The sequence below is a fragment of the Pedococcus sp. 5OH_020 genome, assembly GCF_027812955.1.
Lineage (GTDB): Bacteria > Actinomycetota > Actinomycetes > Actinomycetales > Dermatophilaceae > Pedococcus.
On the sequence record NZ_JAPYZV010000001.1, the window covers coordinates 730,574 to 746,344 of the forward strand.

The 15,771-nt window shown below is 70.4% G+C and carries 13 protein-coding genes and 1 other RNA gene; 9 read left to right on the plus strand and 5 right to left on the minus strand.

Annotation, left to right across the window (positions count from 1 at the left end):
- Window positions 1-106 precede the first annotated feature (106 nt).
- From ftsE to PHA84_RS03240, 5 genes are all read left to right on the plus strand, one after another.
- Complete coding sequence (gene ftsE, locus PHA84_RS03220; protein ID WP_270886641.1) at window positions 107-796, plus strand: cell division ATP-binding protein FtsE; 690 nt, start codon at window positions 107-109, stop codon at window positions 794-796.
- Window positions 797-849: 53 nt separating this feature from the next.
- Complete coding sequence (ftsX, locus tag PHA84_RS03225; RefSeq protein ID WP_270886642.1) at window positions 850-1,758, plus strand: permease-like cell division protein FtsX; 909 nt, start codon at window positions 850-852, stop codon at window positions 1,756-1,758.
- A 77-nt stretch (window positions 1,759-1,835) separates the two neighbouring features.
- Entirely contained in the window at window positions 1,836-3,224 is a 1,389-nt protein-coding gene (locus PHA84_RS03230) for a M23 family metallopeptidase (protein WP_270886643.1), read from the plus strand.
- Window positions 3,225-3,335: 111 nt separating this feature from the next.
- On the plus strand, window positions 3,336-3,815 hold the full coding sequence (smpB, locus tag PHA84_RS03235; protein WP_270886644.1) for an SsrA-binding protein SmpB: 480 nt from the start codon (window positions 3,336-3,338) through the stop codon (window positions 3,813-3,815).
- Window positions 3,816-3,818: 3 nt separating this feature from the next.
- The gene (locus PHA84_RS03240; RefSeq protein WP_270886645.1) at window positions 3,819-5,738 is read left to right on the plus strand and encodes a DUF2207 domain-containing protein; all 1,920 of its coding nucleotides are present in this window, start codon (window positions 3,819-3,821) and stop codon (window positions 5,736-5,738) included.
- Between the two features lie 180 nt (window positions 5,739-5,918).
- On the opposite strand, the gene PHA84_RS03245 is transcribed toward PHA84_RS03240, so the two are convergent.
- The 3 genes from PHA84_RS03245 to PHA84_RS03255 all read right to left on the minus strand — a co-directional run bounded on the left by PHA84_RS03245 (window position 5,919) and on the right by PHA84_RS03255 (window position 10,717).
- A complete protein-coding gene (locus PHA84_RS03245) occupies window positions 5,919-6,092 on the minus strand; it encodes a CsbD family protein (protein WP_270886646.1) in 174 nt (57 codons plus the stop codon).
- A gap of 94 nt (window positions 6,093-6,186) precedes the next feature.
- Window positions 6,187-9,567, minus strand: coding sequence for a pyruvate carboxylase (locus PHA84_RS03250; RefSeq protein ID WP_270886647.1), 3,381 nt, complete (start codon window positions 9,565-9,567; stop codon window positions 6,187-6,189).
- Between the two features lie 127 nt (window positions 9,568-9,694).
- Window positions 9,695-10,717 (minus strand): NADP-dependent oxidoreductase, encoded by a 1,023-nt coding sequence (locus PHA84_RS03255; RefSeq protein WP_270886648.1) that lies wholly within the window; start codon window positions 10,715-10,717, stop codon window positions 9,695-9,697.
- 127 nt (window positions 10,718-10,844) lie between these two features.
- On the opposite strand from PHA84_RS03255, the gene ssrA reads away from it, so the two are divergent.
- Window positions 10,845-11,211, plus strand: a transfer-messenger RNA (tmRNA) gene (gene ssrA / locus PHA84_RS03260).
- Between the two features lie 217 nt (window positions 11,212-11,428).
- Window positions 11,429-12,247 (plus strand): phosphatase PAP2 family protein, encoded by an 819-nt coding sequence (locus PHA84_RS03265; protein WP_270886649.1) that lies wholly within the window; start codon window positions 11,429-11,431, stop codon window positions 12,245-12,247.
- Here the strand turns inward: PHA84_RS03265 and PHA84_RS03270 are convergent.
- Window positions 12,240-12,863, minus strand: a complete 624-nt coding sequence (locus tag PHA84_RS03270) for a hypothetical protein (RefSeq protein WP_270886650.1) — start codon at window positions 12,861-12,863, stop codon at window positions 12,240-12,242. The two genes, PHA84_RS03265 and PHA84_RS03270, sit on opposite strands and share 8 nt — an antisense overlap.
- A gap of 14 nt (window positions 12,864-12,877) precedes the next feature.
- Entirely contained in the window at window positions 12,878-13,288 is a 411-nt protein-coding gene (trxA, locus tag PHA84_RS03275; protein ID WP_270886651.1) for a thioredoxin, read from the minus strand.
- A 340-nt stretch (window positions 13,289-13,628) separates the two neighbouring features.
- On the opposite strand from trxA, the gene PHA84_RS03280 reads away from it, so the two are divergent.
- Entirely contained in the window at window positions 13,629-14,174 is a 546-nt protein-coding gene (locus PHA84_RS03280; protein WP_270886652.1) for a hypothetical protein, read from the plus strand.
- 137 nt (window positions 14,175-14,311) lie between these two features.
- On the plus strand, window positions 14,312-15,766 hold the full coding sequence (locus PHA84_RS03285) for an NAD-dependent malic enzyme (RefSeq protein ID WP_270886653.1): 1,455 nt from the start codon (window positions 14,312-14,314) through the stop codon (window positions 15,764-15,766).
- Window positions 15,767-15,771: the final 5 nt, after the last annotated feature.

Sequence of the window (15,771 nt, forward strand, 5' to 3'; positions counted from 1 at the left end):
GCGCCATGCCGAAGTGGGGAACCTATCCTCGACAGCGTCGTGTGCCCCCGTGCCCGCGAAAGGTACGCCGTCCTGTCCCCGCCCCGTAAAGGCTGCACTGTCGCGCATGATCCGTTTCGAGAACGTCAGCAAGGTCTACGCCCGGTCGACCCGTCCGGCGCTCAGCGACATCAACCTCGAGGTCGAGCGTGGGGAGTTCGTCTTCGTGGTCGGAGCGTCCGGCTCCGGGAAGTCGACGCTGCTGCGCCTGGTGCTCAAGGAGGAGGGCATCACGCAGGGCACGGTGCTGGTGGCCGGCCAGGAGGTGGCGAGGCTGCCGCAGCGCAAGGTCCCCCGGCTGCGGCGTGAGATCGGCACGGTGTTCCAGGACTTCCGGCTGCTGCCCAACAAGACGGTGTACCAGAACGTGGCGTTCGCCCTTCAGGTGCTGGGCCGCTCCGGGCATGCGATCCGCCAGGTGGTCCCCGAGACCCTCGAGATGGTGGGGCTGGAGGGAAAGGAGAAGCGGCTTCCCCACGAGCTGTCGGGCGGCGAACAGCAGCGCGTCGCCATCGCCCGCGCGTTCGTCAACAAGCCGTCGATCCTCCTGTGTGACGAGCCGACCGGAAACCTGGACCCGACGACCAGCCTCGACATCGTGCGCCTCCTCGACCGGATCAACCGCACCGGGACCACGATCGTGATGGCCACCCACGACGATGACATCGTCAACCAGCTGCGCAAGCGGGTCGTCGAGCTCAGGAACGGCCACATCGTGCGTGACGAGAACAAGGGCGTCTACGGCAGCGGCACCTGACCGCGCCCCCGACACCCAGCCCGCTGCCACAGACCCGGAAGAGACCTCACCCCATGCGACTGCAGTTCATGCTCAGCGAGATCTGGGTCGGCCTGCGCCGGAACCTCTCGATCGCCGTCTCGGTCATGCTCGTCACTACGGTCTCGCTGTACCTCCTCGGTCTGGGCCTGCTCGCCCAGCGCGAGGTGGACACGCTCAAAGGCTACTGGTACGACCGGATACAGGTCTCCATCTTCATGTGCGGCCAGGACTCGGCAGAGCCGAACTGCGGTGGCAAGGCCGTGACGGACGAGCAGCTGGCTGCGCTCAAGGAGCGCCTGGACCAGATGAAGCCACTGGTCAAGAACGTCTACTACGAGTCCGAGCAGCAGGCCTACGACCGGTTCCAGGAGCAGTTCCGGAACTCACCGCTGGCCGGGAACATCCGGGTCGGCGACATCCCGCAGAGCTACCGGGTGCAGCTGAGCGACCCCACGAAGTACGACGTGGTGGTGAGCGCCTTCGAGGGCGCACCAGGGGTGGGAAGGGTGCAGGACCAGCAGAAGACGCTCGACAAGCTCTTCACCGTGATGAACGGCATCACCATCGCCTCGCTCGTGCTGGCGTTCATCATGCTGGTGTGCGCCGTCCTGCTGATGGCCACCACCATCCGGCAGGCGGCGTTCACCCGCCGGCGTGAGACCGGCATCATGAAGCTCGTCGGCGCCTCGAACCTCACCATCAGGCTGCCGTTCGTCATGGAGATCGTGCTGGCGACGCTCGTGGGGGTCGGAGCCGCGGTGGGCCTGCTGTGGTCGACCATGCAGTACCTGGTGGTGCCGTACGTGGCGAAGGTGCTTCCGGACGTGGCGCTGGTGGGCGTCAGCGACGTATGGCTCATCGCCCCCTACCTCGCCGTGCTGATGCTCGCCATAGCGATCCTCACCTCCTGGGTGACGTTGTGGCGGTACCTCCGCGTCTGAGGACGCCGCGAGGCCCACCGGTCGCAGCGGTGCGTCCTCCCAGGCAAGCGCTGTTGTCTGTGTTACCAATGGGGCCTATGAGCGCCAACTCGCCGCGTCGCCCGGTGCGCCTCGCCGTCCGGGCGACGATCTTCGGGCTCGCGGCCGCCTGCTGCGTCGGCCTGGCGCCCCCCTCCCTCGCGGCGTCGCCGGCGTCGACCGGCATCCTGAGCGGCGTCATGACCGGCGAGGCGGCCTCCCCGGTCGCGCGCACGCTCACCGGCATGCCGGCGGCGACCGACCCCGACAAGGCCAAGAAGCAGGTGGACAGGGAGGTCGCCGCGCTCAAGAACCAGCTGGAGGACACCTCCAGCAGCCTGCAGGCGGCGTACGTCGCCCTGCGTCAGACCCAGGCTCAGCTCCCCGCGGCGCAGAAGGCCCTCGACCGCGCCACGTCAGCGCAGGCACAGGCCGATGCGTTCAACGACGACATGGCGGTGGCCCTCGCCGTCGCCGAGGCCAACGAGGCCCGAGCCGTCGACCAGCTCGACGGGACGAGACGCAGCGTGGTGGACAGCCGGACCCGCATCGCGCGCTTCGCCTCGCAGCTCTACCAGGACCAGGGCATGGGGCAGCTCTCCGTCGCGCTGAACGCGACGTCGCCCGAGGACTTCGCGAGCCGGATCGCACTGACGGACACGGTCATGGACGTGCAGCACCAGTCGCTGACCCGGCTCGCCACCGCGCAGGCGGATGCCACCGCTCAGGAGGCTCACCTCAAGGCCTTGCAGGCGCAGGTGGAGGCGTCCAAGAAGGCTGCGGAGGCCGCCTTGGCGAAGGCGACCCTGGCCCGGGCCGAGGCCGCGTCGGCCAAGCAGGCACTGGACAGCCTGGCCGCCCGGCAGGCCGCGCAGTCCCGCGCGCTCGAGGCGCAGAAGGCCGCTGAGAACCGGCAGCTCTCCAAGGCGCGACAGGAGCAGGCGCGGCTGCAGAAGGTCCTCATCGCCCGGGCCAAGGCTGCCAAGGCCGCTGCCGCCCGGCGGGCCGCCGCGCTGCGCAGGGCCGGCCGGAAGGTCCCACCCCCGCCGCGGGCCGACAACTTCCTCTCCGCTCCCTCGGACGGCTGGATCTCCTCCGAGTTCGGGATGCGGTTCCACCCGATCCTGCACTACTGGCGCCTGCACGCAGGCCGGGACTTCGCGGCCGACTGTGGAACACCCATCCGGGCCGCGGCGCCGGGCCAGATCATCTCCGCCGGGTGGGGCGGCGGGTATGGGAACCGCATCATGCTGGACCACGGGATCGTGCGGGGAGTGGACCTCGTGACCACGTACAACCACATGAGCCGGTACACCGTGCGCAGCGGCCAGGTCTCCCGCGGCCAGGTCATCGGCTACGTCGGTACGACCGGCAGTTCCACGGGATGCCACCTGCACTTCGAGACCTACGAGGACGGCATCCCCAAGGACCCGCGCCGCTGGCTGTAGCGTTCTCGGCGGCCATCGCGAAAGGAGGCCGCGGCATACCGCAGCCACCGGGTAGCGTTGCCTCGCCGAACGCGTCGGCCAAGCACGACCGCAGCGAGGGAGGGACCGACAGTGGCGAAGGACGCCGCCAGGGAGCAGGGCCGCAAGGTCGTGGCGAGCAACCGCAAGGCGCGCCACGACTACCTCATCGAGGACACCTTCGAGGCCGGAATCGTCTTGATGGGCACGGAGGTCAAGTCGCTGCGGATGGGTCGCGCCTCGCTCATCGACGGGTACGCCACGTTCCGGGGGGACGAGCTGTGGCTCGAGGGCGTGCACATCCCCGAGTACGTGCAGGGCACCTGGACGAACCACACCCCCCGTCGTCGTCGCAAGCTGCTGCTGCACCGGACGGAGCTGGCCAAGATCCTGCGCAAGTCCTCCGACAGCGGGCACACCATCGTGCCGCTCCAGCTGTACTTCAAGGACGGCAAGGCCAAGGTCGAGATCGCCATCGCCAAGGGCAAGCGGCAGTACGACAAGCGCGAGGCCCTGCGCGAGCGGCAGGACACCCGCGACGCGCAGCGGGCCCTCAGCACCAAGAACCGCTAGCCGATGAGGGGGTCCGCGGTCCGGCGCCTGGGGGCAGGGGCGGCGCTCGGTCTGCTCGCTGCCCTGGCGCTGCTGTGGCCGGGCGCCGGCGGCGCTTGGGCGGCCGCCGACGACGACCTGGCCACCCGCTTCCACGTCGACCTGACAGTGAACCGGGACGGGTCGGTCGACGTGGCGGAGGACATCACCTGGCACTTCCCGGCCGGCGGGCAACGGCACGGCATCGAACGCTACGTGGTGGTCAGGACCGGGTGGCAGGGGCAGGAGGAGACCTACCGGGAGTACCCGATCAGCCACGTCTCGGCCAGCTCGCCGTCGGGGGCACCGGCCGACGTGTCGGTCACCGACGCCTCCGACGGCGCGTCCGTCCGGATCCGCGTCGGGCGCCCGGACCAGACGGTGTCGGGGACCCAGCAGTACGTCGTGCGCTACCACCTCGGCTCCCTCGTCAACGGGTTCCAGGACCACGCCGAGCTCTACTACAACCTGGTGGCCGCCAGCAACGAGAACCGGTACCAGGACGTGAGCGCCACGGTGACCGGACCTGGACCTGTGGACCGGGCGCAGTGCTTCTACGGCGAGCAGGGGTCGACCGCCCGGTGCAGCGGCACGGCCGGGACCACGGCCCGCTTCGAGGCTCCGGCGGTCCTCCCGAGGCAGGGAATGAGCATCCTCGCCTCCCTACCGGTGGGCGCGTTCGGCTCACTCGCGCCGGTGCTCCACGAGGGCCAGGTCTCGCAGGACGGTGGGATCGTGACGACGCAGGGGTCCCGGGCGCTCGGCACGCTGGCCCTGGGTACAGGGATCACCCTGCCGCTCCTTGCCGCCGCGCTGATGGGCACCCTCGTCTACACCAGGGGGCGCGACGAGCAGTACGCCGGGCTCACGCCGGGCCTGCGCCCGGGGTCGGGGGAGCGGGCGCGGGTCGTGCGCGCCGGCAGCCCCGTGGTGGCCGTGCAGTTCACCCCGCCGCCCGGGGTGACTCCGGGGCTCGTCGGCACAGTGGTGGACGAGACCGCCAACACCGTGGACGTGGCCGCCACCCTGGTCGACCTTGCGGCACGCGGATACCTGACGATCGAGGAGGTGCAGTCGGGGATCCTGCGGACCCGGGACTGGCGGCTCACCCAGGCCAGCCCTCCCGCCGACCGCACGAGCACCCCGCTGCTGCCGTACGAGCAGGCGCTGCTGGCGGGGGTCTTCGCCCCCGGCCCCTCCGTCGCCTTGTCGGAGCTCAAGAACCGCTTCAGACCGACCCTTTCGCGGGTGCAGTCCCTCATGTACGACGAGGTGACCCTGCGTGGGTGGTTCCGCCGCTCGCCACAGGCTCAGCGAGGCGCGTGGACTGCGCTGGGTGGCGCGCTCGTCGCTGTCCCGGTCTTCCTGGGTGTCTGGCTTGGCGGCCCCCTGAACCGCCTCGGCTCGGTGACGGCCTCTCCGGTCCCACCGGGCCTGGCGCTGCTCGCGGGGACGGCGCTCGCCGGCGCCATCGTGCTCGTCCTGGGTCGACGGATGGCCGCCCGCACGGCGGAGGGGAGCGCCGTCCTGGCCCAGGCGCAGGGCTTCCGTCAGTACCTGGTCACGGCAGAGGCGGCGCAGATCCGGTGGGAGGAGGCGCAGGACATCTTCAGCCGATACCTGCCATACGCCATCGTGTTCGGCGTGGCGTCGCAGTGGGCCGCGACCTTCGAGAAGGTCGCCGAGGCGGCGGCGGCCGCAGGCCACGTCCTCACGCCACCGCTGTGGTACGTCGGTGGGGACTTCGGGTCGTTCGGCGGGCTGGCGTCGGGGATGGAGTCCTTCGCGACGACGGCCGGAGGGACCTTCACGAGCACGCCCGGAGGGTCGGGCACCTCCGGCTTCTCCGGAGGCGGCGGCTTCTCCGGCGGTGGGGGTGGCGGCTCCTCGGGCGGCAGCTGGTAGGACCGCTTCCTGGTAGGGCCTCATTCCTGGTAGGCCGGTACAGGCGACTGCCCCCCGCCCCTCAGTGTCGGCGGAGAGCAGTCGTCGGGAAGAGCAGCAGTCGTCAGGAAGCGCTCAGAGGTCGACGTTCCGTTTCCATCGGCAGTGTCGGTCCTCAGGGTCGCGCCTCAGGGTCGATCCTCAGTGGTCGAAGGCGTCCTTCACCTTCTCGCCCGCCTGCTTCACATCGGCCTTGCTCTGGTCCATCTTGCCCTCGGCCTCGAGGCCTTCGTCGTCGGTCACCTTGCCGGTGGCCTCCTTGGCCTTGCCCGCCATGTCGTCCTTGGCGTTGTCCATCTTGTCAGACAGTCCCATGTCGGTCTCCTCGGTGTGGGCGTGGGAACTTCCCACGGCGGCCACTTCTTGACCGCGTTCTTCGACCGTAACCCCAAACGCCGCGGTGCGCAGGTCAGGCACCGAGCACGAGCAGGAGGTCCCCTCCTTCTACCTGCTGCTGGGAGCCGATGGCCAGACGCGTGACGACCCCAGCGACGGGGGCGGTGATCGCAGCCTCCATCTTCATCGCCTCGATGGTCGCGACGACGGCTCCGGCCTCGACCGACGACCCCTCCTCGACGCCCAGGCTCACCACCCCCGCGAACGGTGCGGCGACCTGTCTCTTGTCGGCAGGGTCGGCCTTCTCCGCGGCCTTGACGTCGACGGCCACCCGCTCGTCACGGACCTGGATGGGCCTTAGCTGCCCACCCATGGTGAACATGACCGTACGCAGGCCCCGGTCGTCGGGGTCGGAGACGGACTGGAGCCCGATCAGAAGGCGCTTGCCGGGCTCGAGGTCGATCTCGTGCTCGTGGCCCACCTCGATACCGTGCAGGAACTCGCGGGTGCCCAGGACGGCCAGGTCCGAGTACGCCTCCCGGGACTTCTCGAAGTCCTTCGTCGGCCCCGGGAAGAGCAGCCGGTTCAGCGTGGGCCGGGGTGCGGCCCGGAGCGCGTCGCGGTCCTCGCCGGAGAGCTCACCGACCGGCGGTCTGGGGTTGCGGCCCTGGAGCGCCTTGGAACGGAACGGCTCCGGCCAGCCCCCCGGCGGGTCGCCCAGCTCGCCGGACAGGAAACCGATCACCGAGTCGGGGATGTCGTACTTGGTGGGATCCGCCTCGAAGTCGTCCGGATCGGCGTTGGCGCCCACCAGCGCGAGGGCCAGGTCGCCCACCACCTTGCTGCTCGGCGTCACCTTGACGATGTTGCCCAGGATGCGGTTGGCCGCCGCATACGTGTCCTCCACCGCCTCGAACCTGTCTCCGAGGCCGAGGGCGATGGCCTGCTGGCGAAGGTTCGACAGCTGACCACCAGGAATCTCGTGCGTGTACACCCGACCTGTCGGCGACGGCAGCCCGGACTCGAACGGGAAGTACAGCTGACGCACTGCCTCCCAGTACGGCTCGAGGTCGCACACCGCTCGCAGGTCGAGGCCGGTGGCGCGGGGCGTCCCGTCCGTGGCCGCGACCAGCGCCGACATGGGCGGCTGGCTGGTGGTGCCCGACATGGCGGCGCTGGCGACATCCACCGCGTCGACCCCTGCCTCGATCGCGGCGAGGAGCGTCGCCAGCTGCCCGCCCGGTGTGTCGTGGGTGTGCAGGTGTACTGGCTGGTCGAACCGCTCGCGCAGAGCGGTCACGAGTGTCCGGGCGGCGGGTGCCCGCAGCAGCCCGGCCATGTCCTTGATGGCGATGACATGGGCGCCGGCCTCGGCGATCTGCTCGGCCAGGCGGAGGTAGTAGTCCAGGGTGTAGAGCTTCTCGCCGGGGCTGGTCAGGTCGCCGGTGTAGCAGAGCGCGACCTCGGCCACGGCGGTGCCGGTGGCCCGCACAGCGTCGATCGCGGGACGCATCTGGCTGACGTCGTTGAGCGCGTCGAAGATGCGGAAGATGTCGATCCCGGTGGCTGCCGCCTCGGTGACGAACGCGTCCGTCACCGCCGTCGGGTAAGGCGTGTACCCGACCGTGTTCCGGCCACGCAGGAGCATCTGCAGGGGGAGGTTCGGCATCGCCTCACGGAGCCGGCTCAGCCGGTCCCAGGGGTCTTCGGAAAGGAACCGCAGCGCAACGTCGTACGTCGCTCCACCCCACGCCTCGACGCTCAGCAGCTCGGGCGTGAGCCGCGCGACGTGCGGCGCGACATGCATGAGGTCACGGGTGCGCAGCCGCGTCGCGAGCAGCGACTGGTGGGCATCCCGGAACGTCGTCTCGGTGACCGCTACAGGCTCCTGGGCGCGGAGCGCCTCAGCGAACGCCTGCGGCCCCATCCTGAGCAGACGGTCGCGCGCGCCGGGTGGCGGCGCACTGGACCGGTCGATGGCCGGCAGCTTCGAGCGTGGCGACACCCTGGTCCGCCCCGGTCCGTGCGGCTGGTTGACCGTCACCTCCGCGAGGTAGGTGAGCAGCTTGGTGCCACGGTCGGCGGAGATCCGAGCGGTACGCAGGTAGGGCCGCTCGTCGATGAACGAGGTGCTCAGCCGGCCGTCCTGGAAGTCCTGCTCCTCCAGCAGGGCCTGCAGGAACGGGATGTTGGTGGAGACGCCACGGATCCGGAACTCCGCCAGCGCGCGTCGCGCGCGTCGGACCGCTGTGGAGAAGTCGCGCCCCCGGCAGGTCAGCTTCACCAGCATGGAGTCGAAGTGCGCGCCGATCTCCGCGCCCACGAACACGGTGCCGCCGTCCAGCCGCACCCCGGCTCCGCCGGCCGATCGGTACGTCGTGACGCGGCCGGTGTCCGGGCGGAACTCGTTGGCCGGGTCCTCCGTGGTGATCCGGCACTGCAGGGCCGCGCCGCGGATCCGCAGGGACTCCTGGGAGAGGCCGAGGTCGACGAGGGTCTCGCCGCTGGCGATGCGCAGCTGGGAGCTCACCAGGTCGACGTCCGTGATCTCCTCCGTCACCGTGTGCTCCACCTGGATCCGTGGGTTCATCTCGATGAACACATAACGGCCGTCAGGCGCCAGGAGGAACTCCACAGTCCCAGCGTTGACGTAGCCGATCTCCTTGGCGAAGGCCACCGCATGGGCGCACATCCGCTCGCGCAGGGCGGGGTCCAGGTTCGGAGCCGGCGCGATCTCCACCACCTTCTGGTGGCGTCGCTGCACGGAGCAGTCCCGTTCGAAGAGGTGGATGACGTTGCCCGCTGCATCAGCAAGGATCTGCACCTCGATGTGCCGGGGGCTCACCACGGCCTCCTCGAGGAACACGGTGGGGTCGCCGAACGCCGACTCGGCCTCCCGCATGCACGCCTCCAGGGCGTCACGCAGGTCCTCACGGCGCTCCACCCGCCGCATCCCGCGACCTCCGCCGCCGGCCACCGCCTTGGCGAACACCGGGAAGCCGATCTCCTCGGCACCTGCGACGAGCTCTTCGAGGTCGGTGCTGGGCGCCGCGGAGCGCAGGGTCGGCAGCCCCGCCTGCTTGGCCGCGGCGATGGCGCGGGCCTTGTTGCCGGTCAGGTGGAGCACCGGGGCGGGGGGCCCCACGAAGGTCACCCCTGCCGCCGTGCACGCCTCGGCGAGATCGGGGTTCTCGGACAGGAAGCCGTAGCCCGGGTAGACGGCGTCGGCACCCGCCTCCACCGCGGTGCGCACGATGCCCGCAGGGTCGAGGTAGGCGCGCACCGGGTGTCCTGCGTGGCCGATCTGGTACGCCTCGTCGGCCTTCAGGACGTGCTCGGACTTGCGGTCCTCGTACGGGAAGACCGCGACCGTCTTGGCCCCCAGCTCGGTGGCGGCTCGAAAGGCGCGGACCGCGATCTCACCGCGGTTGGCGACCAGTACCTTGCTGAACACGGAGCCTCCTGGGGACGGCGCGCAGGTGCGGACACGTTGCGCGCCGATCCTAGTAAGTGCTCGGCCAGTGAGATAGCGCGACCGCTATGCGGACCACCCGACGCTCTGCCGGGCCCTCGCGGCGCCGTCAGAGTCGGATGACCATCTTTCCCGTGTTGCCACCGGCGAGGAGCTGGCGGAACCCCTCGACCGCAGACTCGATCCCGTCGACCGTCGTCTCCCGCCACGCGATGGCTCCGTCCGCGAGCCAGCCCGCCATCTCGCGCTCGAAGGCCGGGCGGAGGTCCGCGTGGTCCCCGACGATGAACCCGCGCAACGTCAGGCGCTTCCCGATCGCCAGCGCGAGGTTGCGGGGTCCGGGCTGCGGCTGCGTGGCGTTGTACGCCGAGATGGCCCCGCACAGCGCCACCCGGCCACCGCGACGAAGAGCTGTGAGGGCGGCCTCGAGATGGTCGCCGCCGACGTTGTCGAAGTAGACGTCGATACCCTCGGGCGCAACCTGCCGCAGACCTGTACCGATGGGGACCGACTTGTAGTCGACCACGGCGTCGAGGCCCGCCTCCTGCATCGCCCAGCGGACCTTGTCCGGGCCTCCGGCGCTGCCGACGACGAGCGAGGCGCCCTTGAGCCGGGCGATCTGCCCCACGAGCGAGCCGACGGCCCCAGCGGCCGCAGAGACGAAGACGGCGTCACCCTCGCGGAGCTCTGCGGTGCGCAGCAGCCCTGCGTACGCGGTGCGCCCCGTCATGCCGAGCACCCCGAGGAAGGCCGAGGGGGGAGCGAGGGCTGGGTCCACCGCTCGAGCGTGTCTCCCCGGCAGAACGGCATGCGTCCGCCAGCCGAACGGGTGCACGACGGTGTCGCCGACCTTCAGCGTCGTGCCTGTCTCGTCGCTCGCGCCGTCGCCCACTGCCTCGACAACGCCGACTGCGTCACCCGTCATGGGCTCGTCGAGGGCGAAGGGCGGCACGTACGACTTCGCGTCGTTCATGCGTCCGCGCATGTAGGGGTCGACCGACAGGTACAGGTTGCGCACCAGGACCTCACCGTCGCCTGGCGCTGCGAGCTCCTCCTCGACCAGCCGGAAGTCCTCTGGCACTGGCTCCCCCCGAGGACGACGGAGGAGGTGCCATTGCGTGCTGGTGGTCATGGGATGCCTTTCGTGGGCCGGCGCCAAGCAGAGCGCCAGGCCGGGATCGGGAAATGATTCGGGTTCCGTCGGCGTTGGACGATAGGCTGGAGCCACAACTGAACAGCGTGTGTGTGAGCACCCTCATGGGGGTGATCGGTTTCGACATTGGTCGGTGATCCAGGGGAAGCGGGTCGAGGATGCCTGGTTATCTCGTTAACGCTCCTGGCAAAACAATAGGTGCCAATTCCAAGCGCACCGACTTCGCCCTCGCCGCCTGAGCGAGCCTCGAAGTCCGTCAGCCTGAGCTAGTTCTCGACTCAGTGTCTGGCGTCAGCTAGAGAACTTGCTGCGCAGTCATGTTGGGGGGCTGCGCGGGACTCTTACTCAACTGGGCCTGTCAGTGGACGTGTGCGCGCGAGCACTGGGGCCGAGAAGCTCCGTAGCGCACTGCACCCGGAGAAGTCCTGGTTTTCCGTCAGTGGACGCGGGTTCGATTCCCGCCACCTCCACCATGTGTTCACACCGCGCTCCCCGCTGGGGGCAGCCTCAGCTGGCAGAGGGGCCCGGTCACGCACCGGGCCCCTCTGCATGCCGGTGGTCGTCTGCTTCCGGGCCCTCTGCGTGCCGGGGCGCCCGCGGCACGCCGACGCCTGCTCCTTCGCTCCTGGTCGACTCCGGCATGGCTCCCGGGCTCGAGCGGCGTGGCTCGGCACTTGCGAGGATGGGCTCATGTGGCTCCCCGACGACACCCCGGCCGAGCAGAAGATCGGTGGTCGCGACCTCACGCACTGGCGGTCCGGACCCGGCCGGTGGCTCGCCGCCCGCGCCGTCCGGCTGGGGTCATGGACGGCGGCCCACTGGGTGCTCCTCCTCACGGTGCTGGTCGGGGGCGGGCTGGCCGTGGCGCTCACCGCGGCGACGGCCGAGGTCTACGAGTCCGTCGTCGAGTCGGACGGCGTCGCCGGCCTCGACCAGCCGGTGCTCGACCGGGCTGTCGCTTGGCGCAGCCCAGGCCTGGACCACGGACTGACGCTGTTCACCGACGTGGGGGGACCGGTCGGGATGCCGATCCTCGCCCTGCTCGCCGTCGCTCTCATGACCGCGCTGTGGCGCTCCCGGACGCCCGCGGTCCTGCTCGTCATCGCCGCCGCCGGGTCGCTGGCCATGACGACGACCGGCAAGGCGCTCGTGGGAAGGGTGCGGCCACCGCACGACCTCGCCGTGGCACCGTACGAGTCCTCCCCGTCGTTCCCCAGTGGTCACACGCTCAACGCCACCGTGGTCACGGGGGTCGTGGTCTACCTCCTGCTCCGCCGGCTCGCCACGGCCTGGGCCAGGACGCTGACAGTCGTCCTGGGAGCGGCGTTCGTGGTGGCCATGGGGCTGAGCCGGGTGTTCCTGGGTCATCACTGGCTGACGGACGTGGTCGCCGGGTGGGCCCTCGGACTGGCGTGGGTTGCGGTGGTCGTGACGGCGCATCGGCTGTTCCTCACGGTGCGCCGCCACCAGGCGGTCCCGCGCGCAGTGCCCCCTGCACCGGCTACGTGAGATCCGCGACCCAGTGGTCGCCCTCCTCGTGGAAGCCCAGCCGCGCGTAGTACGGGTTCACCATGCCGGGGGGCGTGAGGATGCGGCGGATCCCGCGGCCCCTGAACAGCCCGCTGCTGCGGTACACGAACTCGCCGGGCGCGAAGTCCCGGAACCGCGGGGTCACGTAGTCGAGCTCCACCTGGGCGACCCCCTCACCCGCGTCACGCACGACCACCACCCCGACCGTCTCGTTGCCGCGCTCGACGAGGTAGGCGCTGCGCCCTGCTCCGAGGTCACGGACGTCGAACCGGGGGAAGTGGCGGCGTATGTCGCCGGCCTGGACTTTGAGGAAGTGCCGCAGGTAGGACTCGTCCGCCCCCACCGCGACCACCTCGTAGACCTTCTCGTCACCCCGTTCGCGCAGCAGCCGCGCGATGAACCAGAGGTTGATGCCGACCAGGACAACGTTCATGGCGACCATCGGCCAGACGTGCAGCAGGGCGTTGAAGACGGTCAGGGTGCTGCTGGCGGTGAGGTTGAGCAGCCGGAAGCGCAGCACGCGCTGCTGGAGCAGCGAGAAGACGAGCAGACCCGAGCCGACCCAGCCGATCGCCTGGACGGACCAGGATGTCATGCAGGCAGTGTGGCCTAGCGGGTGTGCTCCGAGCCCGCCAGGGTGCCCGAGCCGGCGGAGCCGCCCGACTGCTGCGCGGCTACCTCCGCGCGGACCGCCTCCATGTCCAGCGCCTGCACCTTCTCGATCACCTCGCAGAGCATCGGCGCCGGCAGCGCACCGGGCTGGGCGAAGACGAGGATCCCGTCGCGGAAGCCCATGAGGGTCGGGATGGAGGTGATGTTCGCGGCGGCGGCGAGGGCCTGCTCCGCCTCGGTGTCGACCTTGCCGAACACGATGTCCTGGTGCTGCTCGGAGGCGGCTTCGAAGACCGGTCCGAACCTCTTGCAGGGACCGCACCACTCCGCCCAGAAGTCGACGAAGACCGTGCCGCCCTCCAGGATCGTCTTCTCGAAGTTCTGGGCCGTCAGCGTCGTCGTTGCCATGGCTGTGCTCATCCCGTCCGACCGCGCGCTCGCGGTCAAGTGTGCCGTTCTACCCGCCTGGCCGAGGTGCCGGCCGCACCGAGCCATGGGCGCGGTGTCGCAGGGTCCGCAAGGCATAACACGGTCCGGCCTCCGAGGCTTCCCGGAGCACTGTTCCCTCGCAGCGACGCGGCGGTTCGCGCGTACGCCCGCCGACCCAGCGAGCGGGCCGGGGAGCCGACCCAGCGAGCGAGCCGGGGGAGCGCACCCGACACGGCGAGCCGAGAGCAAGCCGACACGGAGAGCGGACACGGCTTCTCATGGTGGGATGGGGACGAATGGCGTACAGGTGAGGAGCGACATGGCCGGCGACAGGGGAGGCGACCTGGCGGGCGACAGGGGGGCTCAGCCAGCGCGCGACCTGGCGGCGCAGACGCCGGCTGAGCGGGGTACGCCGCAGGACACCGGTGCGCGGGTCATCACCGTCGGCCGGCTTTTCGGCGTGCTCGCCATCCTGCTCGTGCCCTGGACGGCCTACGTCGCCCTCACCTTGCCGCCGAGGGCTCGCGCGGAGAACTACGACCTTGCCTGGGGCGGGTTCGACGTTGGCCTGGTGGTCCTGCTCGGCTGCACCGCCTATGCGGCGGTCCGGCACAGCACCTGGCTGGCGGCCGTGGCGGGAGCGACGGCGGCTGCACTGGTCACGGACGCGTGGTTCGACGTGGTCACCGCACCGAGCGCCGCCGACCGCTGGCTCGCCGCCGCGATGGCGCTCCTGGTCGAGCTCCCGCTCGCCGTGGTCTCCGCGTGGCTGGCGGTACGGGGTCAGGAGCTCCTCGCGTTGCGCGTGCGCTGGTCGACCTGGCGCAGCCTGCGTGAGCGGCCCGCGGTGCACCGGAAGGTCTGACCCCGTGCCCGTTCCGGCTCAGTGGGCCGGAGGGCCTGCCTCGAGCGGCACCGGGAACGGCTGCCGCGAGCGGCACCTGGTGCAGGCGACTGCCATGCGGTTTCGGCCTACCGCACGGTAGCCGCGAGAATGCGGGCATGACCGCCCTGCCGTCCGTGTCCAACTCCATCACCGTCCGCCTGACCCTGCCCGCGCGCGCCACCGCGGTGTCCGAGCTGACGGGGGTGATCGAGAAGAGCGGTGGCCTGGTGACCGGCCTGGACGTCACGGCGTCCGGGGCGGACCGGCTGAGGGTGGACGTCACCGCCGCCGCCCGGGACACGGGACACGCCGACGAGATCGTGGAGCGGATGAGGGGCGTCCACGGCGTCGAGATCGGCAAGGTGTCCGACCGCACGTTCCTGGTGCACCTCGGAGGCAAGCTCAAGATCGAGTCCAAGGTGCCGATCCGCAACCGAGACGACCTCTCGCTGATCTATACGCCCGGCGTGGCGCGCGTGTGCATGGCAATCGCGGAGAACCCGGCCGACGCGCGGCGTCTGACCATCAAGCGCAACACCGTGGCGGTGGTGACCGACGGTTCGGCGGTCCTCGGCCTCGGCAACATCGGACCGCTCGGCGCGCTGCCTGTCATGGAGGGCAAGGCAGCCCTGTTCAAGCGGTTCGCGGACATCGACGCGTTCCCCATCTGCCTCGACACCCAGGACACTGAGGAGATCATCCGGACCGTCAAGGCGATCAGCCCCGTGTTCGCGGGCATCAACCTCGAGGACATCTCGGCGCCTCGCTGCTTCGAGATCGAAGCGCGGCTACGGCAGGAGCTCGACATCCCGGTGTTCCACGACGACCAGCACGGCACGGCGATCGTCACGCTCGCCGCCCTGCGCAACGCGCTGCGGGTGGTCGGCAAGGAGCTCACCACCTCGAAGGTCGTGCTCAGCGGCGCAGGGGCTGCCGGGACCGCCATACTCAAGCTCCTGCTCCGGGCGGGAGCGCAGGACGTCGTGGTGGCCGACCAGTACGGCGTGCTGCACAGCGGCCGCGAGGACATCGCCTCCGGCGACCACCCAGCGCTGGCGTGGTCCGCGGCACACACCAACAAGCACGGCGTGACCGGCACGCTGCGCGAGGCCCTCGCCGGGGCGGACGTGTTCATCGGGGTGTCGGCGCCCGGGATCCTCACCGGTGAGGACATCGCGACGATGAACCACGACGCCATCGTGTTCGCGATGGCGAACCCCGAGCCGGAGGTGGACCCCATCGCCGCAGCCCAGTATGCGGCCGTCGTGGCCACCGGCCGCTCGGACTTCGCCAACCAGATCAACAACGTGCTGGTGTTCCCGGGCGTCTTCCGCGGACTGCTCGACGCGGCTTCCACCTCGATCGACCTGGATGTCATGCTGGCCGCCGCCAAGGCCCTCTCGGAGGTCGTGCACCCCGACGAGCTCAACCCCGCCTACATCATCCCGAGCGTCTTCCACCCGGATGTCTCCAAGGTCGTGGCCGCGGCCGTGAAGGCGGCGGTGCTGGGCACTGCACCCGAGACTGTCTCCCCGAAGAGGCTGGTGGACGAGCCGGAGCTCATCGGCTGACCACC

What these genes read in the sequence shown, in the direction of transcription:
- ftsE (WP_270886641.1), top strand. Translation starts at nt 107, where the DNA reads ATGATCCGTTTCGAGAACGTCAGCAAGGTCTACGCCCGGTCGACCCGT.
- ftsX (WP_270886642.1), top strand. Translation starts at nt 850, where the DNA reads ATGCGACTGCAGTTCATGCTCAGCGAGATCTGGGTCGGCCTGCGCCGG.
- PHA84_RS03230 (WP_270886643.1), top strand. Translation starts at nt 1,836, where the DNA reads ATGAGCGCCAACTCGCCGCGTCGCCCGGTGCGCCTCGCCGTCCGGGCG.
- PHA84_RS03240 (WP_270886645.1), top strand. Translation starts at nt 3,819, where the DNA reads ATGAGGGGGTCCGCGGTCCGGCGCCTGGGGGCAGGGGCGGCGCTCGGT.
- PHA84_RS03245 (WP_270886646.1), bottom strand. Translation starts at nt 6,092, where the DNA reads ATGGGACTGTCTGACAAGATGGACAACGCCAAGGACGACATGGCGGGC.
- PHA84_RS03255 (WP_270886648.1), bottom strand. Translation starts at nt 10,717, where the DNA reads ATGACCACCAGCACGCAATGGCACCTCCTCCGTCGTCCTCGGGGGGAG.
- PHA84_RS03265 (WP_270886649.1), top strand. Translation starts at nt 11,429, where the DNA reads ATGTGGCTCCCCGACGACACCCCGGCCGAGCAGAAGATCGGTGGTCGC.
- PHA84_RS03270 (WP_270886650.1), bottom strand. Translation starts at nt 12,863, where the DNA reads ATGACATCCTGGTCCGTCCAGGCGATCGGCTGGGTCGGCTCGGGTCTG.
- trxA (WP_270886651.1), bottom strand. Translation starts at nt 13,288, where the DNA reads ATGGCAACGACGACGCTGACGGCCCAGAACTTCGAGAAGACGATCCTG.
- PHA84_RS03280 (WP_270886652.1), top strand. Translation starts at nt 13,629, where the DNA reads ATGGCCGGCGACAGGGGAGGCGACCTGGCGGGCGACAGGGGGGCTCAG.
- PHA84_RS03285 (WP_270886653.1), top strand. Translation starts at nt 14,312, where the DNA reads ATGACCGCCCTGCCGTCCGTGTCCAACTCCATCACCGTCCGCCTGACC.